General features: G+C 67.1%; 14 protein-coding genes. 7 read left to right on the top strand and 7 right to left on the bottom strand.

Going from position 1 to position 14,814, the window contains the following annotated elements:
* Positions 1-48: 48 nt before the first annotated feature.
* From G481_RS0103830 to phnC, 5 genes are all read right to left on the bottom strand, one after another.
* Positions 49-663, bottom strand: a complete 615-nt coding sequence (locus tag G481_RS0103830; protein WP_028028837.1) for an LbetaH domain-containing protein — start codon at positions 661-663, stop codon at positions 49-51.
* Positions 663-1,988, bottom strand: a complete 1,326-nt coding sequence (gene phnE / locus G481_RS0103835; RefSeq protein WP_028028838.1) for a phosphonate ABC transporter, permease protein PhnE — start codon at positions 1,986-1,988, stop codon at positions 663-665. Before phnE (G481_RS0103835) ends, G481_RS0103830 begins: the two co-directional genes overlap by 1 nt.
* 4 nt (positions 1,989-1,992) lie before the next feature.
* Entirely contained in the window at positions 1,993-2,865 is an 873-nt protein-coding gene (gene phnE / locus G481_RS0103840) for a phosphonate ABC transporter, permease protein PhnE (RefSeq protein WP_028028839.1), read from the bottom strand.
* Positions 2,866-2,942: 77 nt separating this feature from the next.
* Complete coding sequence (gene phnD, locus G481_RS0103845; RefSeq protein WP_028028840.1) at positions 2,943-3,851, bottom strand: phosphonate ABC transporter substrate-binding protein; 909 nt, start codon at positions 3,849-3,851, stop codon at positions 2,943-2,945.
* Between the two features lie 31 nt (positions 3,852-3,882).
* Complete coding sequence (phnC, locus tag G481_RS0103850; RefSeq protein WP_028028841.1) at positions 3,883-4,701, bottom strand: phosphonate ABC transporter ATP-binding protein; 819 nt, start codon at positions 4,699-4,701, stop codon at positions 3,883-3,885.
* A 165-nt stretch (positions 4,702-4,866) separates the two neighbouring features.
* Here phnC and G481_RS0103855 point away from each other — a divergent pair, with 165 nt between their 5' ends.
* The 5 genes from G481_RS0103855 (at position 4,867) to G481_RS0103875 (ending at position 11,762) form a co-directional block, all read left to right on the top strand.
* Positions 4,867-6,645 (top strand): sensor histidine kinase, encoded by a 1,779-nt coding sequence (locus tag G481_RS0103855; RefSeq protein WP_035025127.1) that lies wholly within the window; start codon positions 4,867-4,869, stop codon positions 6,643-6,645.
* Complete coding sequence (locus G481_RS0103860; RefSeq protein ID WP_028028843.1) at positions 6,642-7,994, top strand: sigma-54-dependent transcriptional regulator; 1,353 nt, start codon at positions 6,642-6,644, stop codon at positions 7,992-7,994. The genes G481_RS0103855 and G481_RS0103860 overlap by 4 nt, the downstream gene beginning before the upstream one ends.
* A gap of 226 nt (positions 7,995-8,220) precedes the next feature.
* Positions 8,221-9,177, top strand: coding sequence for a TAXI family TRAP transporter solute-binding subunit (locus G481_RS0103865; protein ID WP_028028844.1), 957 nt, complete (start codon positions 8,221-8,223; stop codon positions 9,175-9,177).
* Between the two features lie 102 nt (positions 9,178-9,279).
* The gene (locus tag G481_RS0103870) at positions 9,280-11,391 is read left to right on the top strand and encodes a TRAP transporter permease (protein WP_028028845.1); all 2,112 of its coding nucleotides are present in this window, start codon (positions 9,280-9,282) and stop codon (positions 11,389-11,391) included.
* Complete coding sequence (locus G481_RS0103875; RefSeq protein WP_245594920.1) at positions 11,391-11,762, top strand: DUF1850 domain-containing protein; 372 nt, start codon at positions 11,391-11,393, stop codon at positions 11,760-11,762. The genes G481_RS0103870 and G481_RS0103875 overlap by 1 nt, the downstream gene beginning before the upstream one ends.
* A gap of 63 nt (positions 11,763-11,825) precedes the next feature.
* Here the strand turns inward: G481_RS0103875 and G481_RS0103880 are convergent, their stop codons facing one another.
* On the bottom strand, positions 11,826-12,155 hold the full coding sequence (locus G481_RS0103880) for a GIY-YIG nuclease family protein (RefSeq protein ID WP_028028847.1): 330 nt from the start codon (positions 12,153-12,155) through the stop codon (positions 11,826-11,828).
* A gap of 98 nt (positions 12,156-12,253) precedes the next feature.
* On the opposite strand from G481_RS0103880, the gene G481_RS0103885 reads away from it, so the two are divergent.
* Entirely contained in the window at positions 12,254-12,778 is a 525-nt protein-coding gene (locus G481_RS0103885; protein ID WP_028028848.1) for a DUF2239 family protein, read from the top strand.
* Between the two features lie 129 nt (positions 12,779-12,907).
* On the top strand, positions 12,908-13,840 hold the full coding sequence (gene kce, locus G481_RS0103890) for a 3,5-dioxohexanoate:acetyl-CoA acetone transferase (RefSeq protein ID WP_028028849.1): 933 nt from the start codon (positions 12,908-12,910) through the stop codon (positions 13,838-13,840).
* A 152-nt stretch (positions 13,841-13,992) separates the two neighbouring features.
* On the opposite strand, the gene G481_RS22770 is transcribed toward kce, so the two are convergent.
* Complete coding sequence (locus G481_RS22770; protein ID WP_051294287.1) at positions 13,993-14,736, bottom strand: TetR/AcrR family transcriptional regulator; 744 nt, start codon at positions 14,734-14,736, stop codon at positions 13,993-13,995.
* Positions 14,737-14,814 lie beyond the last annotated feature (78 nt).

Raw genomic sequence — 14,814 nt, forward strand, 5'->3', positions numbered from 1 at the left:
CACAGGCGCAAGGATGCCATGGGGCAGCGCCCCCTCGTGCCCCCCGCCTCAGGCGTATTTCGCGACGAAAGCCTCGGCGCCCAACCGGCGGAAATCGGGCAGCGCCTCGCGCAGACGCTCGTGGCTCCAGTCCCACCAGGCCAGGGCCATCAGCGCCTCGGCCACCTCGGGGGCGAACCGTCCCCGGATCGGCACGGCCGGGCAGCCGGCCACGATGACAAAGGGCGGCACATCGCGCGTCACCACCGCGCCCGAGGCGACGATCGCCCCCGCGCCAATGGTCACGTCGGGCTTGATGATCGCACCATGCCCGATCCAGCAATCGGGTCCCAGCACCGTGCGCCGCGCCGCACGGGCCGCGAAGAACGCGGCATCATCTTCGGCATCGTCCCAGTAATAGCTGGAGCGATACAGGAAATGGTGCTGCGCGGCGTTGCGATACGGGTGATCGGTCGGCCCGATCCGGGTCATCGCCGCGATGTTGGAAAACTTTCCGACCGTCGTGTTGGCAATATCCGCCAGCCGGTCGCAATAGGCATAGTCCCCGAAGTCCGAGTTCAGCACGCGGCTGCCCTCGCCCACCTCGCACCAAGCGCCGAAGGTAGAGTTTGCAACCTTGACGCCCGGATGCAGCAAGGGTTCGGTGGCAGACAGTTTGGGCATCATTCCCCCTTGATCAGCTTGCGGCGCAGCCAGCCCGACAGGCTGTCCATCGCCATGATCGTCAGCACGATCAGCACCATGTAATAGGCCACATCCTCCCAGTCCTTCTGGGTCTGGATCGCCTGGGTCAGAAGCAGCCCGATGCCGCCGCCGACAATCGCGCCGATCACCGTGGCGCCGCGGGTGTTGGATTCAAGGAAATACAGCACCTGGCTCAGCAGCACCGGCATCACCTGCGGGATCACGCCAAAGCGCGCCTGTTGCAGCGTGTTCGCGCCCGTCGAGCGGATGCCCTCGACCTGTTTCTCGTCGATGTTCTCCAGCGCCTCCGAGAACAGCTTGCCGAAACTGCCGGTATCGGTCAGCAGGATCGCCAGCGATCCGGTCATCGGGCCAGGGCCAAAGGCGCGGGCCAGGATGATCGTCCAGATCAGCCCGTCGACCCCGCGGATGAAATCAAACACCCGCCGCAGGCCAAAGCGCACCGCGCCCAGCGGCATCATGTTGCGCGCCGCAAGAAAGCCCAGTGGCAGCGCGACGATGGCCGCGCCAAAGGTGCCAAGGAAGGCCATCAGCACGGTCTCGAACATCGCCCAGGCCACATCGCCATGGCGCCAGACCCGGTTGGTCCAGACATCCTGCGCCATGGCCAGGATGTTCGGCTGATCGGCCCGCACCCGGTCCCCCCACAGCGCGCTTGCGGCAAGTTCGCCCCAGCTCATGTAGTGGAACGGGCTGTCGAGCGTGAACAGGAACATCTCCCAGCCGGGCTGATAGCGAAAGGTCTCGACCCGCGCACGGGTATAGGTAAAGCGGCCCGCATCGGTCGTCACCGTCACCCGGGTGTTCGAGGCATTGATCCAGTCCGGCAAGGGCTGCGGCGCGGTCAATGCCAGCGCGTTGCCATCGGGGCGAATGTCGACGGTGCCATAGCCGGGCACGACATAGCGCGCACCCTGATCGTCATAGGTGACGACATGCCCGCCCCCCAGATCGACCGTGGTGAGCCCCCCGGCCATCGTCACCCAGCCGGGCAGGCGGTCCGCAGGATAGACAGCCTTGGAATCGCCCTCGATCGAGACCGAAACCTCGCCCGATCGGTTGTCGCGCGTGACATGCGTCTTGTGCTGCCAGAAGTCCGACAGAAGGATCGCCGCATTGTCCAGCCGCGCGCGGGCGGCCAGGCCAGGCAGATCGAAGGCGACCGCAGCATACAGCAGATAGGCCAGGATCAGCGCAGGCACCGCAAACGAAAGCATCCGGCGGCGGGCGAAACGGATGGTGACGGTGGCGGCCAGATCGGGGGCAAGCGTTGCGGTGGTCATGGGATCAGCCTTTCACCAGACGGTGGCGCGCGTGGTCGGACAGCCGGTCGATGGCGACAATGGCCAGGAACAGCAGCAGAAAGATCGCCACCACCTCGTCATAGCGGCCCATGCCCCATTGCATGGCGATCTTGAGGTCATAGCCGATCCCGCCCGAGCCGACGAAGCCCAGGATCGCGCTGGCCCGCACGTTGATTTCAAAGCGCATCAGCGCATAGGACAGCCAGTTCGGCGCCACTTGCGGGATCACGCCCAGCCACATCTGCTGTCCCCAGGTCGCCCCGGTCGAGGACAGCCCCTCGACGGGCTTGAGATCGGCATTCTCGGCCACTTCGGAAAACAGCTTTCCCAGCGCCCCGGCGGTATGCAGCGCGATGGCGGCGACGGCCGGCACCGGCCCGCCGCCCAGGATATAGATCAGCATCAGCGCGATGACGATTTCCGGGATCGCCCGGAACGCATCCATCATGCGGCGAAACAGCGTGGTCAGCCGGGGCCAGCGCGCCAGCCCCCGCGTCGCCAGCAGCGCCAGCGCCATGGCGATCATGCCGCCCAGCAGGGTGGACACGGCCGCGATGTTCAGCGTCTCGACCAGCGCGGGCACATGGGCCAGCACCAGACCGGGCAGGTTGGCGCGTTTCTCCCAGGCTTCGGCCAGCACTTCGGCGGGAAATTCCAGAACGCGCGGCAGCCCCTGAAGAAAGCCGCCCGCATTGCGGCCCTGTGCCAGATCGAAGCCCGAGGCCATCAGCACCACGAACAGCACCAGCAGGATCCCGCCATACATGCGGCGGCGGCGCACCATCGCCAGATAGGCGGCGGATGTGCCGCTGGCAGGGCGCGGATCGCGGCCGGGTCCGAAGGCTATGTCGACCATGGGGCTCTCGTGGCTGGGGCTGGACATGAAATTGCCGTGCCCCCGGATGCGGGGACACGGCAGAGGCTTTTGAAATCTCAGTTCTTCTTGGCCGATTCCTGCAGCTTGCGGGCTGCGACGATGCCTTCGTATTCGGCATGGGTCACCGGAACAAAGTCCTTGGCCTCGCCGGCTGCGACACCATAGGCGCATTTTGCGTCCGTCTCGTGCAGATCGGCGGTCAGTTTCGTGACCTTGTCCTTGACGTCCTGCGGCAGCGCCTTGCGCACGACCATCGGGCCTTCGGGGATCAGCTTCGATTTCCAGATCTCGACCAGATCGTTCATGTCGACCAGACCGGCATCCGAGGCACGGCGGAAGGCGCCCGAGTTGTAGCCGTCTTCCCAGTTGCCCAGACCGTCGGCCCAGCTGACGCCGGCATCGAAATCGCCATTGGCGACGCCGACGATGGTCTGTTCATGCCCGCCCGAGAATTTGACTTCCTTGAAGTAGCCATCCAGCGGGCCGAACATCGCGGTCAGCTCGGCGCCCGGCACCAGATAGCCCGAGGTCGAGTTCGGTTCGGCAAAGGCAAAGACCTTGCCCTTGGCATCGGCCATCGAGGTGATGCCGCTGTCCTTGCGGGCAAAGCCCACCGAATAATAGCCGGTCGAGCCATCGACGTTCTGCTTGGTCAGCACGGCTTCGACGGCATCGGGGTTGTTCAGATAGATCTTGGCATAGCCCGAGGCGCCCAGCCAGGCCATGTCCAGCGTGCCGCCCAGCAGGCCCTGGATCACGCCGTCATAGTCGGCCGGGGTGAACACCTTGACCGGAACGCCAAGCGCGGCTTCGATCTTGGCGCGGTAGCATTCCTGGTTGGTCAGGCGGTCCTGTGCGTTCTCGCCGCCCAGAATGCCAAGGTTGAACTGGGTGATGCCTTCGGCCGAGGCCGCCGAGGCAAGGGCGGTGGTGGCAGCCAGCAGGGCGGCAGCAAGGGTCTTCATGGGATGCTCCATGCAAGGGGTGAACGGGTCGTCAGGACAGCATCCGGTCCGCATAGGCGCGGTCGGCTGCGGTATCGGTGGGAATGGCGGTCGAGGTCGCGGCCTCGTTGAAGCTGGCATCGGCGCCATAGATGTCGCGGGCAACGCCCGTGGACAGCTGGTCGGGCGTGCCGTCGAACACCACGCGGCCATCGCGCATGCCGATCACCCGGTCGCAATAGCGCCGCGCGGTATCCAGCGTGTGCAGGTTGGCGACGACCATGCGGCCATCCTCGACATTGATGCGGCGCAGCGTGTCCATCACGACTTGCGCATTCATCGGGTCGAGGCTGGCGATGGGTTCATCCGCCAGAATGATCTTGGGATCCTGCATCAGCGCGCGGGCAATGGCGACGCGCTGCTGCTGGCCGCCCGACAGGGCCTCGGCCCGTTTCGGGGCCTGTTCGGCAATGCCCAGCCGGTCAAGGATTTCCAGCGCCTTCAGGATGTCGGCCTGGGGCCACAGATTGAACATGGTCGCAAGGGTCGACCGGCGCGACAGGATGCCGTGCAGCACGTTCGAGGCCACATCCATCCGCGGCACCAGGTTGAACTGCTGGAAGATCATCGCGCACTGGCCCTGCCACTGGCGGCGATGGGCGCCGCGCAGGGTCAGCACGTCTTGCCCGTCGACCAGGATCTGGCCCGAACTTGCATCGGTCAGCCGGTTGATCATGCGCAGCAAGGTGGACTTGCCTGCCCCCGAGCGGCCGATCACCCCGACGAATGCGGGTCGATCCACGGAAAAGCTCACGTTCTTCACCGCGGCGCGGTCGCCGAAGATGCGAGTGAGGTTCCGAACATCCAGCATGGTGCCTCCGGCTTGGGTCGGCCCCGTCCTAGGCGGGCTGTGTGACAACAGCCCGACGGTTGCTTGAAGGTTTTGCAACGCTTGCCCCGCAAGGGCGGCGCCGCTAACACTCCGGGACACTCGTAGGGGGACCGGATGGCCGATTGGTCTGCACAGCAGGCATTGATGCGCGAGCGCAGTCCGCGGCGCGTGGTGCTGCTGGGCGCCATGGCGCTGGTGTCGGTGCTGGCGGCGGGGGCGGCCGGTTTGGGCAGTTACCGCAGCTCGCTGGCCGCGCTGGATGCCCGGATCGAGGACCGGCTGTCGATCACCGGCCATGTGCTGGCCTCCGAGCTGGAACGGCTGCGTCACCTGCCGCGGGTGCTGGGCGAGGATCCGCGCCTGCTGGCGGCGCTGGACCGGCCCGATGATGCCGCAGCGGTCGCCGGGGCCAATGCCTATCTGCGCCGGATGCGCGAGCTGACGGGCGCCGACGAGGTCTATTTGATCGACGCGCAGGGCGTGACGCTGGCGGCCGCGAACTGGGACGAGCCGGGCAGTTTCATCGGCATGAACTACAGCTTTCGCCCCTATTTCCGGCAGGCCATGGCAGAGGGCACCGCGCATTATTACGCGATCGGCGTGACCACGGGGCGGCCCGGCGCCTTTCTGTCGGCGCGTCTGGGCAGCGCCGATGCGCCGCGCGGGGTGGCCGTCGTCAAGATGGAGCTGGGCCGGATGGAGGGCGCCTGGGCCCGCGCGGGCGAGCTGACGGCGGTGGCCGATGCCGATGGCGTGGTGTTCCTGTCCTCGGTTCCCGGCTGGCGGTTCCGCCCGCTGGCCCCGCTGGATGCGGCGGGGCTGGAGCGGCTGGGGCGCGAGCAGCGCTATGCCGGGCTGAACCTTGCGCAGGCCGTGCCGCTTCCGATCAGCGACCGGGTGATGTCGCGCCCCGAACAGGGGCAGGTGCGGCTGGGCCTTGGCGCGGTGGCCGGCACCGACTGGCGGCTGATGGTCGCGCTGCCGCTGGCCGATGCGCGGGTGCAGGCCATGCTGGTGGCGGCCGTCACCGGGGCGGCGGGGTTCTTGCTGTTCAGCTTTGCGCTGGCGCTGATGCAGCGCCGGCAGATCTTGCGCCTGCGCCTGGTCGAGGCTGACCGGCTGGAGGCCCGCGTCGCCGCGCGCACCCGCGAGCTGGCGCAAGAGGTCGAGGAACGTCGCCGCGCCGAGGCCGAGCTGTTGCGCACGCAGGAAAGCCTGATCCATGCGGCCAAGCTGGCGGTGCTGGGGCGCATGTCGGCCGCCATTGTCCACGAGGTCGGCCAGTCGCTTTCCGCGCTGGACAACAACCTTGCGGCGGCAGAGCTGCATGGCGCGCGGGGGGCCGCCGACCGCCTTGCCCCGGCGCTGGACCGCGCGCGCAGCATGGTGCGGCGCATGCAGGGCGTCGTCAGCCGTCTGCGCGGCTTTGGCAGCCGTCAGGTGCCGGTGGCGCTGGGGCCGGTGGCGCTGGACCGCGTGGTCCTGACCGCAGCCGAGCTGGTCGAGCCCCGCGCGCGCGAACTTGGCGCGCGGCTGGATCTGCCGCAAGGCGCGCTGCCTGCGGTTCAGGGCGATGCGCCCCGGCTGGAACAGGTGCTGACCAACCTGATGCTGAACGCGCTCGAGGCAGCGGCGCGCAGTGACCGCCCCCGCCGCGTCAGCGTGCAGGCTATCGGCGGGGCAGGGGATGTCGAGATCCGCATCACCGACAGCGGCCCCGGCATTGCGCCCGACATGCTGGCCGAGGTGATGGAACCCTTTGTCACCACCCGCACGGGCGAGGGGCTGGGGCTGGGGCTTTATATCGTGCAATCGCTGCTGGAACAGATGCAGGGAACCTTGCGGTTCGATACCGGCCCGCACGGCACCGCCGCCATCCTGCGCCTGCCTGCGGCGGCCGCCCGCGCCGGAGAGGCCGCATGACGACCCGTGGCCATATCGTCTTTGTCGATGATGAACCGGGCCTGTGCGCAGCGGCGGCGGACTGGCTGGAAAGTTCGGGCTTTACGGTCGACACCTGGTCCGATCCGGTGCAGGCGCTGGGCGGGATCGACCCGGCGCGCTGCGATGCGGTGCTGACCGATCTGCGGATGCCCGATTTGCCAGGCGATCGGCTGATGGCCGCGCTGCGCGAGCGTGACCCGGACCTGCCGGTGATCCTGATGTCGGCCCATGCCGATGTGCCGGTCGCGGTGGCGGCCATGCGCGACGGGGCGCATGATTTCATCGAAAAGCCCTATATGGCCGAATATCTGGTCGCGGTGCTGGACCGCGCCGTCGAATGGCGCCGCCTGCGGCGCGAGATCGCCCAGGCCCGCGCCCCGCAGACCCGCCGCGACCGGGTGGAACAGCGCCTTGCCGGGCGCTCGCCTGCCATCGTGCAGCTGCGCGAGGCGGTGTTGCAGCTGGCGGACGTGCCGGTTGATGTGCTGCTGACCGGCGAGGCGGGATCGGGGCGCGAGACGCTGGCCCGGCTGATCCATGACATCTCGCGCCGCGCGCGCCGGCCGTTCGTGGCGCTGGACTGCACGGCCATCCCCGAGGCCGCGCTCGAGGCGGAACTGCTCGGCCATGAACGCGGCGCCTTGCCGGGCACCAGCACGGAACGCGCCAGCCGGTTCGAATTCGCCAATGGCGGGACGATCTATCTGGCGGGGATTCACGCGCTGTCGCCCGGATTGCAGCTGCGCCTGTTCCGGGTGCTGCAAGACCGCGCCGTGGTGCGGCTGGGCGGCAATGCGCCGCGCCCGGTGGATGTGCGGCTGATCGCCTCGAGCCCCGAGGATCTGGCAGCGCTGGCGCGGCAGGGGCGGTTCCGGCAGGATCTGTATTTCCGTCTGGCCAGCGCCGGGTTGCGCGTGCCCGCCCTGGCCGAGCGGCGCGAGGATATCGGGCTGCTGTACACCCAGTTCCTGCACGAGGCGGCAACGCGGTTCCGCCGCCCCGTCCCCGACCCTGGCCCGGCCGAGATGGAGGCCCTGCGCGCCCGGCCATGGCCGGGAAACCTGGCACAGTTGCAGGCCGTTGCGGAACGCCATGTGCTGGGTCTGCGCGAGGATCGCGCACGGGCAGGCGCCTCGGCCGATCCGGTGCCCGATGACAGCCTGCCCTTGCCGCGGCGGGTGGCCGAGTTTGAATCGCGCGCCATTGCCGAGGCGCTGGCGCGCTGCGGCGGATCCTCGGCGGCTGCGGCCGAGTTGCTGGGCCTGCCGCGCCGGACCTTGAACGAAAAGATTGCCCGTTACGGATTGCGCGGCGGCGAGGGCGGCTGAGCCGGCCCTGCGCACAGCCTGGCGGAAATCCGCCAGACAGGCGGCCCCTGGCGGATTTCCGCCAGAAGGGGACACCATCACAGGATGGCCACGATTTCGTTACCGCCTTGTTTCACGAAGGTTTTCCCGAAAATCGCCCAGAAATCGGGCGAAGGGAAAAAATTCCTTTGTTCAAGCCCGATGCTCCCGCACCCTGAAGGCCGATTCACAAGGGAGGGGAATACCCATGTCTCGCATGTTCCAGTTCATCGCGGGTGCCGCCATTGGCGTGGCCAGCCTTGGGGCCGCCACCACCGGCGCGCGGGCCGAATTCATCAACGTGCTGACCGGCGGCACCTCGGGCGTCTATTATCCGCTGGGCGTGGCCCTGTCGGAACTTTACGCCGAAGGCATTCCCGGCGCGCGCACCCAGGTGCAGGCCACCAAGGCCTCGGTCGAGAACCTGAACCTGCTGGCCTCGGGCCGCGGCGAGGTGGCCTTTGCCCTGGGCGATTCCGTCATGGCGGGCTGGGAAGGCAAGCAGGAAGCGGGCTTCAAGGCGCCGCTGAAGAACCTGCGCGCGATCGGCGGGATGTATGACAACTACATCCAGATCATCGCGGAAAAATCGGCCGGCATCGCGACCGTGACCGACCTCAAGGGCAAGACCATCTCGGTCGGCGCGCCTGCCTCGGGGACCGAGCTGAACGCCCGTGCCATCTTTGCCGGTGCAGGCATGAGCTATGACGACATGGCCAAGGTCGAGTTCCTGCCCTATTCGGAATCGGCCGAGCTGATCAAGAACCGCCAGCTGCAATCGACGCTGCAATCGTCGGGTCTGGGCGCGGCCTTCATCAAGGATCTGGCGACCACCCACGAGATCAACATCGTCTCGGTTCCGGCCGAGGTGGTGGAAAAGATCGGCGCGCCCTACAAGCCCTCGGTGATCCCGGCCGGCACCTACAATGGCCAGACCGCCGATGTGCCGACCGCGGCGGTGACCAACATTCTGGTCACCTCGGACAAGGTGTCCGAGGAAACCGTCTACCAGATGACCAAGCTGATGTTCGAGAACATCGCCAAGCTGAAGGCCGCGCATTCGGCGGCCTCGGCGCTGGATCCGGCCAAGGCGGTGCAGGCGCTGCCGATCCCGCTGCATCCGGGCGCGGAAAAGTACTACCGCGAAATCGGTGTCCTGAAGTGATGAGCGGCCGGGCAGGGGCCCATGCCCCTGCCTGAACCCAAGGGACGCGCGGGGCCTTGCCCCCCGCGCGCCCCTTGCCGTTCCCGGCCCCAAGGAGACGCCATGAGCCAGCCCATCCATTCCCACGACCCCCATCCCGGCGAAGAGAAGATCGAGGGCCTGCCCCCCGGTTTCGGCGAGGGCCTTCCGGGCCGCATCGCCTTCTGGATCGCCTTTACCTTTTCGCTGTTCCAGCTGTGGGTCGCCGCCTATGGCACGCTGGCCAGCCAGATCGTGCGCGCCATGCATGTCGGCTTCGTGCTGCTGCTGGGCTTCATCCTGATCGGCAACCTGCTGACGAAATCGCGCGCCGGGCAAACCTTTTACTGGGTGCTGGGCCTGCTGGGCTTTGGCACCGGGCTTTACAACTGGGTCTTCTACAAAGACCTGATCATGCGGTCGAACTTCCTGACCACGCCCGACCTGATCGTCGGCGGTCTGCTGATCGCGCTGGTGTTCTGGCTGGCGCGCCGCCTGATGGGCTGGCCGCTGGCGATCATCGCCGGGGTGTTCCTGGCCTATTGCGCCTGGGGTCAGCATCTGCCCGGCCTGTTCGGGCACCGCGGCTATGACTGGGAGCTGCTGATCGAACATTTCGGTTTTGGCACCGAAGGGATCTATGGATCGCCGGTCTATGTCTCGTCGGCCTATATCTTCATCTTCGTGGTGTTCGCGGCCTTCCTGGAACGCGCCGGGATGCTGGATCTGTTCAACGATGTCGCGCTGGGCCTGGTGGGCCACTGGCGCGGCGGCGCGGCGCAGGTCTGCACGCTGTCCTCGGCGCTGATGGGCACGATCTCGGGCTCGGGTGTGGCGAATGTCGTTGCCTCGGGGCAGTTCACCATTCCCTTGATGAAGAAGTCGGGCTTCCGCCCTGCCTTTGCCGGCGGGATCGAGGCGACGGCCTCGATGGGCGGGCAGATCCTGCCCCCCGTCATGGGCGCTGTGGCCTTCATCATGGCAGAGACGCTGAACCTGCCCTATGGCGATGTGGTCCGCGCGGCCATCGTGCCCGCGCTGCTGTATTTCGGTGTCTGCTTCTGGAGCGTCTATCTGGAATCGGGCAAGCACGGCCTGCTGGGCCTGTCGAAAGATCAGCTGCCCAGCCCCTGGCAGGCGCTGAAGAAGCAATGGATGCTGCTGATCCCGCTGGGATCGCTGGTGTTCATGCTGTTCGCCAACTACACGCCGATCTTTGCCGGGTCGATGGCGCTGGCGCTGGTGGTGGTGCTGATCCTGGGCACGGCGATTGCCGCGACCATCGGGCCGGTCGCCTTCCGCTTTGCCTTCTGGGTGGCGCTTGGCATCGCGTCGGCGGCCTTCCTGAACTATGGCGTCAACCTTCTGATGATCGTCATCGCGGTGCTGCTGGCGGTTTGCGTCGTGGTCAAGGGCGGGCGCGAGGCGCTGGTGATCGTGCGCGATTCGCTGGCGCAGGGTGCGCGCAATGCCCTGCCGGTGGCGGCGGCCTGTGCCATTGTCGGTATCGTGATCGGCACGCTGACGCTGACGGGCATCGCCTCGACCTTCATCGGCGCGGTGATCCGCATTGGCGAGAACAACCTGTTCCTGTCGCTGGTGCTGGTGATGATCACCTGCCTGATCCTCGGGATGGGCATCCCGACGATCCCGAACTACATCATCACCTCGTCGCTGGCCGGTCCCGCGCTGGAACAGCTGGGCGTGCCGCTGCTGGTCAGCCACATGTTCGTGTTCTACTTCGGCATCATGGCGGATCTCACGCCCCCGGTCGCGCTGGCCTGTTTCGCGGCGGCGCCGATGGCCAAGGTCTCGGGCCTGCGGATTTCCATCGACGCGACCAAGCTGGCGGTGGCAGGGTTCGTGATGCCGTTCATCGCGGTCTATTCGCCGGTGCTGATGCTGCAAGATCCCTATCCGGGCTCGTTCCTGGCGGAAAATGTCGGCTACTGGGCCGAATTCCTGTGGACGGTGGCGCAGGCGGCCTTTGCGGTTGGCCTGTGGGGCATCGCGGTGGTCGGCTTTCTTGTGGTGCGCGCGGCCTTGTGGGAACGCGCGGTGGCGCTGGCGGCCGGGATCTTGCTGGTGACGCCGGGGATGGAAACCGATCTGGCGGGCTTTGCCCTTGGCATCGCGTTCGTGGCCCAGCACATCATGCGCCACCGCCGCGGGCCGGCCAGCCCGGTGGCCGCCTGATGCTGTGTGTTGCCGCCGCCGGGGCCGTTCTGGCGCTGGCGGCGGATCGCTTTACCCTGGAATGGACCCATTCCGTCACCTTGACCCAATGGCAGGAAAGCTGGGTGGTGGACGTGGATGGCGTGCGCCCGGTCGAGGCGACGATCCAGGGGCCAGGCGCCGGGATGGAGCTTCCCGAAGGCGCCTGGGCCGTTCCGGGCGGCTGGCGCTACCGTGTGTCGCTGCCGCCGCAGCGGGTGGTGGTGCTGGCAAGTTCGGGCGCCACGCCTTCGGGCTGGCGGCTTTGCGCGAATGGCACCTGCCATGACCTTGGCACCACCGAAGGCGCCCCGCTGCGCCTGTGGTCGGGCGAGGGATGCGCGCCGCCCTGAGCGGCCGCACCAAGACCCTCGGGGGCGCTGCTGGTCCAAGGGGGCCAGAGACCGGATGCGACCTCAGACCGCCTGGGCACCCCGCGCCGCCCGCCAATGCGCGGCGCGATCCTTCAGCATCTCGGCCCGTGCCAGCTGGCTGTCCTCTTCCTCGATCCGCTCCAGCACCTCAAAGCCAAAGGCGGCTTCACCATGGGCCGTCCAGGCCGCCTGCATCGCGCGGTTGGTCGCGCCGCCCTGCGAGAGGGTGAACCACAGCCGGTTGCGGATCGCGGCCAGCGCAGGCGTCGATCCGACCCAGACCAGATCGCCGCAGGTCACGGCATAGATCCCGGCATCGGGTTTGCGGTCCTTCCAGGCGGCAACGGCCGCCTTGCGCGATTGGGATGTCATCGTCCTCTCCTGTGCGATGGGCGTCAGATAGGGCAAGGCGGCTTGCCTGTCAATTATATCCGGGTAATAATAGTTGCGAACCCAGACCGGACCCTGACATGCCCAAAACGGCTACCGCCTTTCTGAACCACCGCCGCATCGCCCATGGCCCCTTGGCCGAGGTCGCCCGCCATCTGCACGCCCTGCCGCCCGAGGCCCTGCCACTCGTCTTCGATGACACCACCGGCCACGCCATCGACCTTGACCTGCGCGGCACCGAGGCCGAGGTGATCGCCCGCCATGCCGAACCCCCACGCGGCCGCGGCCGTCCGAAACTGGGCGTCACGGCGCGCGAGGTGACCTTGCTGCCCGATCAGTGGGACTGGCTGGCCGCCCAGCCAGGTGGCGCGTCTGTCACGCTGCGCAAACTGATCAACGCGGCGATGAAGGATGCCCGCGCGGCGCGGCGTCAGGCCCGCGATACGGCCTATCGCGCCATGTCCGCCCTTGCCGGCGATCTGCCCGGCTTCGAAGAGGCCGCCCGCGCCCTATATGCCGATGATGCCGCGTTGCTGGCCCAGCACATTGCCGACTGGCCCGATGACATCCGCGCCTATGTCCTGCATCTGCTTTCGGGCGGCTAGGCTTTCATCTGTCCGAAAATATCCTGGGGGTCCGGGGGCAAGGCCCCCGGCTGCCGCCGATCAAGGGGCATGGACGGCGCCGCCTTGGCCCGCAATAATCGTCTGACGATCTGCGAGCAGGAGGAACCCATGCGGAAATCGAACAAGGTCATTGTCAGTTGTGCGATCACGGGCTCGATTCACACGCCCACCATGTCGCCCCATCTGCCCGTGACGGCCGAGCAGATCGGTGCCGAGGCGATTGCCGCTGCCCGCGCAGGGGCCGCCATCTTGCACCTGCACGCCCGCAAGCCTGGCACCGGCGCGCCATCGTCGTTGCCCGAGGATTACGCCCGCTTCCTGCCGATGGTCCGCGCCGAATGCGATGCCGTGGTCAACATCACCACGGGCGGCGGCCTTGGCATGACGCTGGACGAGCGGCTTGCGGCGGCGAAATGGGCGCAGCCGGAACTGGCCTCGATGAACATGGGCTCGCTGAACTTCAACATCTCGGGGGCGGCGGCAAAGATCACCGAGTTCGTGCAACCCTGGGAACGCCCCTATCTGGAGATGACCAAGGATTTCATCCTGTCGAACACCTTTGCCCAGATCGAGCGCGGGATTACCGAGCTGTCCGAAGCGGGCACCCGGTTCGAGTTCGAATGCTATGACATCGGCCACCTTTACAACCTGGCGCATTTCCGCGATCGCGGCATGGTCAAGGGGCCGCTGTTCGTGCAGGGCGTCTTTGGCATTCTGGGCGGCATCGCGCCCGAGATGGAGCATCTGCTGCACATGAAGGCCACGGCGGACCGGCTGTTCGGGGACGATTACTATTTCTCGTGCCTGGGGGCCGGGCGTCACCAGATGCCCTTTGCCGTGACCAACGCCTTGCAGGGCGGTCATGTCCGGGTGGGGCTCGAGGACAGCATCTTTCTGGAAAAGGGCAAGCTGGCGACCTCGAACGCCGAGCAGGTGGCCAAGATCGTGCGGATCCTCAAGGAACTGTCGCTGGAGATCGCAACGCCCGACGAGGCGCGGGCCATGCTGGGGCTGAAGGGCGCGGGCAACGTCGCGTTCTGATCCTGGTGTTGCGCGGACACAGAGGAAGGGGGGGCCTTCTGCCCCCCTCGGACCGGCATGGCCGGTCCTCACCCCCCGAGGGTATTTTCAAAAGGCAAAGAGGGGGGCGTGGCCGCAATGCTAAGGGGGGGGGCGCCCCCTGGCTGGCGGGCTCAGCGGGGCGCGGGGGCAGCTGCCGCAAGGTGACGGGCGGGCTGTGCATCGCAGGTGGCAAGAACCATTTCCTGCACCGTTGCGATATAGCTGTCGATGCTGACATTGCGGCGGCGATACTTGGCGCGCTTGACATACCAGTCCTGCAAGAGCGGCTTGATCAGTGCTGGCAGAAGCGGCGAGGTTTCGGGGCGAAAGCGGCCGGCTGCGATCCCGCGCCGGAGTGCCTCGGCAAGGTAGCCTTCGGTCTGTTCTTCGCTGTCCACCGCCTGGCGACGTTCGGCGGGGGGAAAGCCTTTTGCCTCCATGAAAGCAAAGACGAACCAGGGCAGCATGGTTTCGGTCAGCCGCATGTGCGTGTCGATCAGCCAGAGCAGATGGGCGCGGGGATCGGCGGCGATCTGGTCGGGGGGATGGCTAAGGACGGCGGTGACGGCGGCGGTGACCTCGGACAGGATCATCTGCAAAAGCGTGGTCTTGCCATCGAAATAGGCATACATCCCGCCCATCGACACGCCCGAGGCGGCCGAGAGATCGCGCAGGCTGGTGGCCTGAAAGCCGCGCGAATTCGACAGGTCCAGCGCGGCGGTGACGATGCGTTCCAGCTTGGGCAGGGCAAAGGCCGTCTTTTGCACGCGGATCGTCGCGCGGTTGCGCTCGAGCATCAGCCGGCACAGCGTTTCCATCGTGTAGGCCGAGGGATCGGCAGGCGCCGCTTGCGGCAGGATCGGCTGATCGGACATCGCGGGTTCCCGGACCAGAGGGGCGCAACACAAGACTTGTCACACCGGGCAAATCATGACTAGAAAATAAATCGAACG

It is taken from the genome of Gemmobacter nectariphilus DSM 15620, assembly GCF_000429765.1.
Classification (GTDB): Bacteria; Pseudomonadota; Alphaproteobacteria; order Rhodobacterales; family Rhodobacteraceae; genus Wagnerdoeblera; species Wagnerdoeblera nectariphila.

Coding starts and splice junctions, on each gene's coding strand:
- G481_RS0103830 (WP_028028837.1), bottom strand. CDS start 663: ATGCCCAAACTGTCTGCCACCGAACCCTTGCTGCATCCGGGCGTCAAG.
- phnE (WP_028028838.1), bottom strand. CDS start 1,988: ATGACCACCGCAACGCTTGCCCCCGATCTGGCCGCCACCGTCACCATC.
- phnE (WP_028028839.1), bottom strand. CDS start 2,865: ATGGTCGACATAGCCTTCGGACCCGGCCGCGATCCGCGCCCTGCCAGC.
- phnD (WP_028028840.1), bottom strand. CDS start 3,851: ATGAAGACCCTTGCTGCCGCCCTGCTGGCTGCCACCACCGCCCTTGCC.
- phnC (WP_028028841.1), bottom strand. CDS start 4,701: ATGCTGGATGTTCGGAACCTCACTCGCATCTTCGGCGACCGCGCCGCG.
- G481_RS0103855 (WP_035025127.1), top strand. CDS start 4,867: ATGCGCGAGCGCAGTCCGCGGCGCGTGGTGCTGCTGGGCGCCATGGCG.
- G481_RS0103860 (WP_028028843.1), top strand. CDS start 6,642: ATGACGACCCGTGGCCATATCGTCTTTGTCGATGATGAACCGGGCCTG.
- G481_RS0103865 (WP_028028844.1), top strand. CDS start 8,221: ATGTCTCGCATGTTCCAGTTCATCGCGGGTGCCGCCATTGGCGTGGCC.
- G481_RS0103870 (WP_028028845.1), top strand. CDS start 9,280: ATGAGCCAGCCCATCCATTCCCACGACCCCCATCCCGGCGAAGAGAAG.
- G481_RS0103875 (WP_245594920.1), top strand. CDS start 11,391: ATGCTGTGTGTTGCCGCCGCCGGGGCCGTTCTGGCGCTGGCGGCGGAT.
- G481_RS0103880 (WP_028028847.1), bottom strand. CDS start 12,155: ATGACATCCCAATCGCGCAAGGCGGCCGTTGCCGCCTGGAAGGACCGC.
- G481_RS0103885 (WP_028028848.1), top strand. CDS start 12,254: ATGCCCAAAACGGCTACCGCCTTTCTGAACCACCGCCGCATCGCCCAT.
- kce (WP_028028849.1), top strand. CDS start 12,908: ATGCGGAAATCGAACAAGGTCATTGTCAGTTGTGCGATCACGGGCTCG.
- G481_RS22770 (WP_051294287.1), bottom strand. CDS start 14,736: ATGTCCGATCAGCCGATCCTGCCGCAAGCGGCGCCTGCCGATCCCTCG.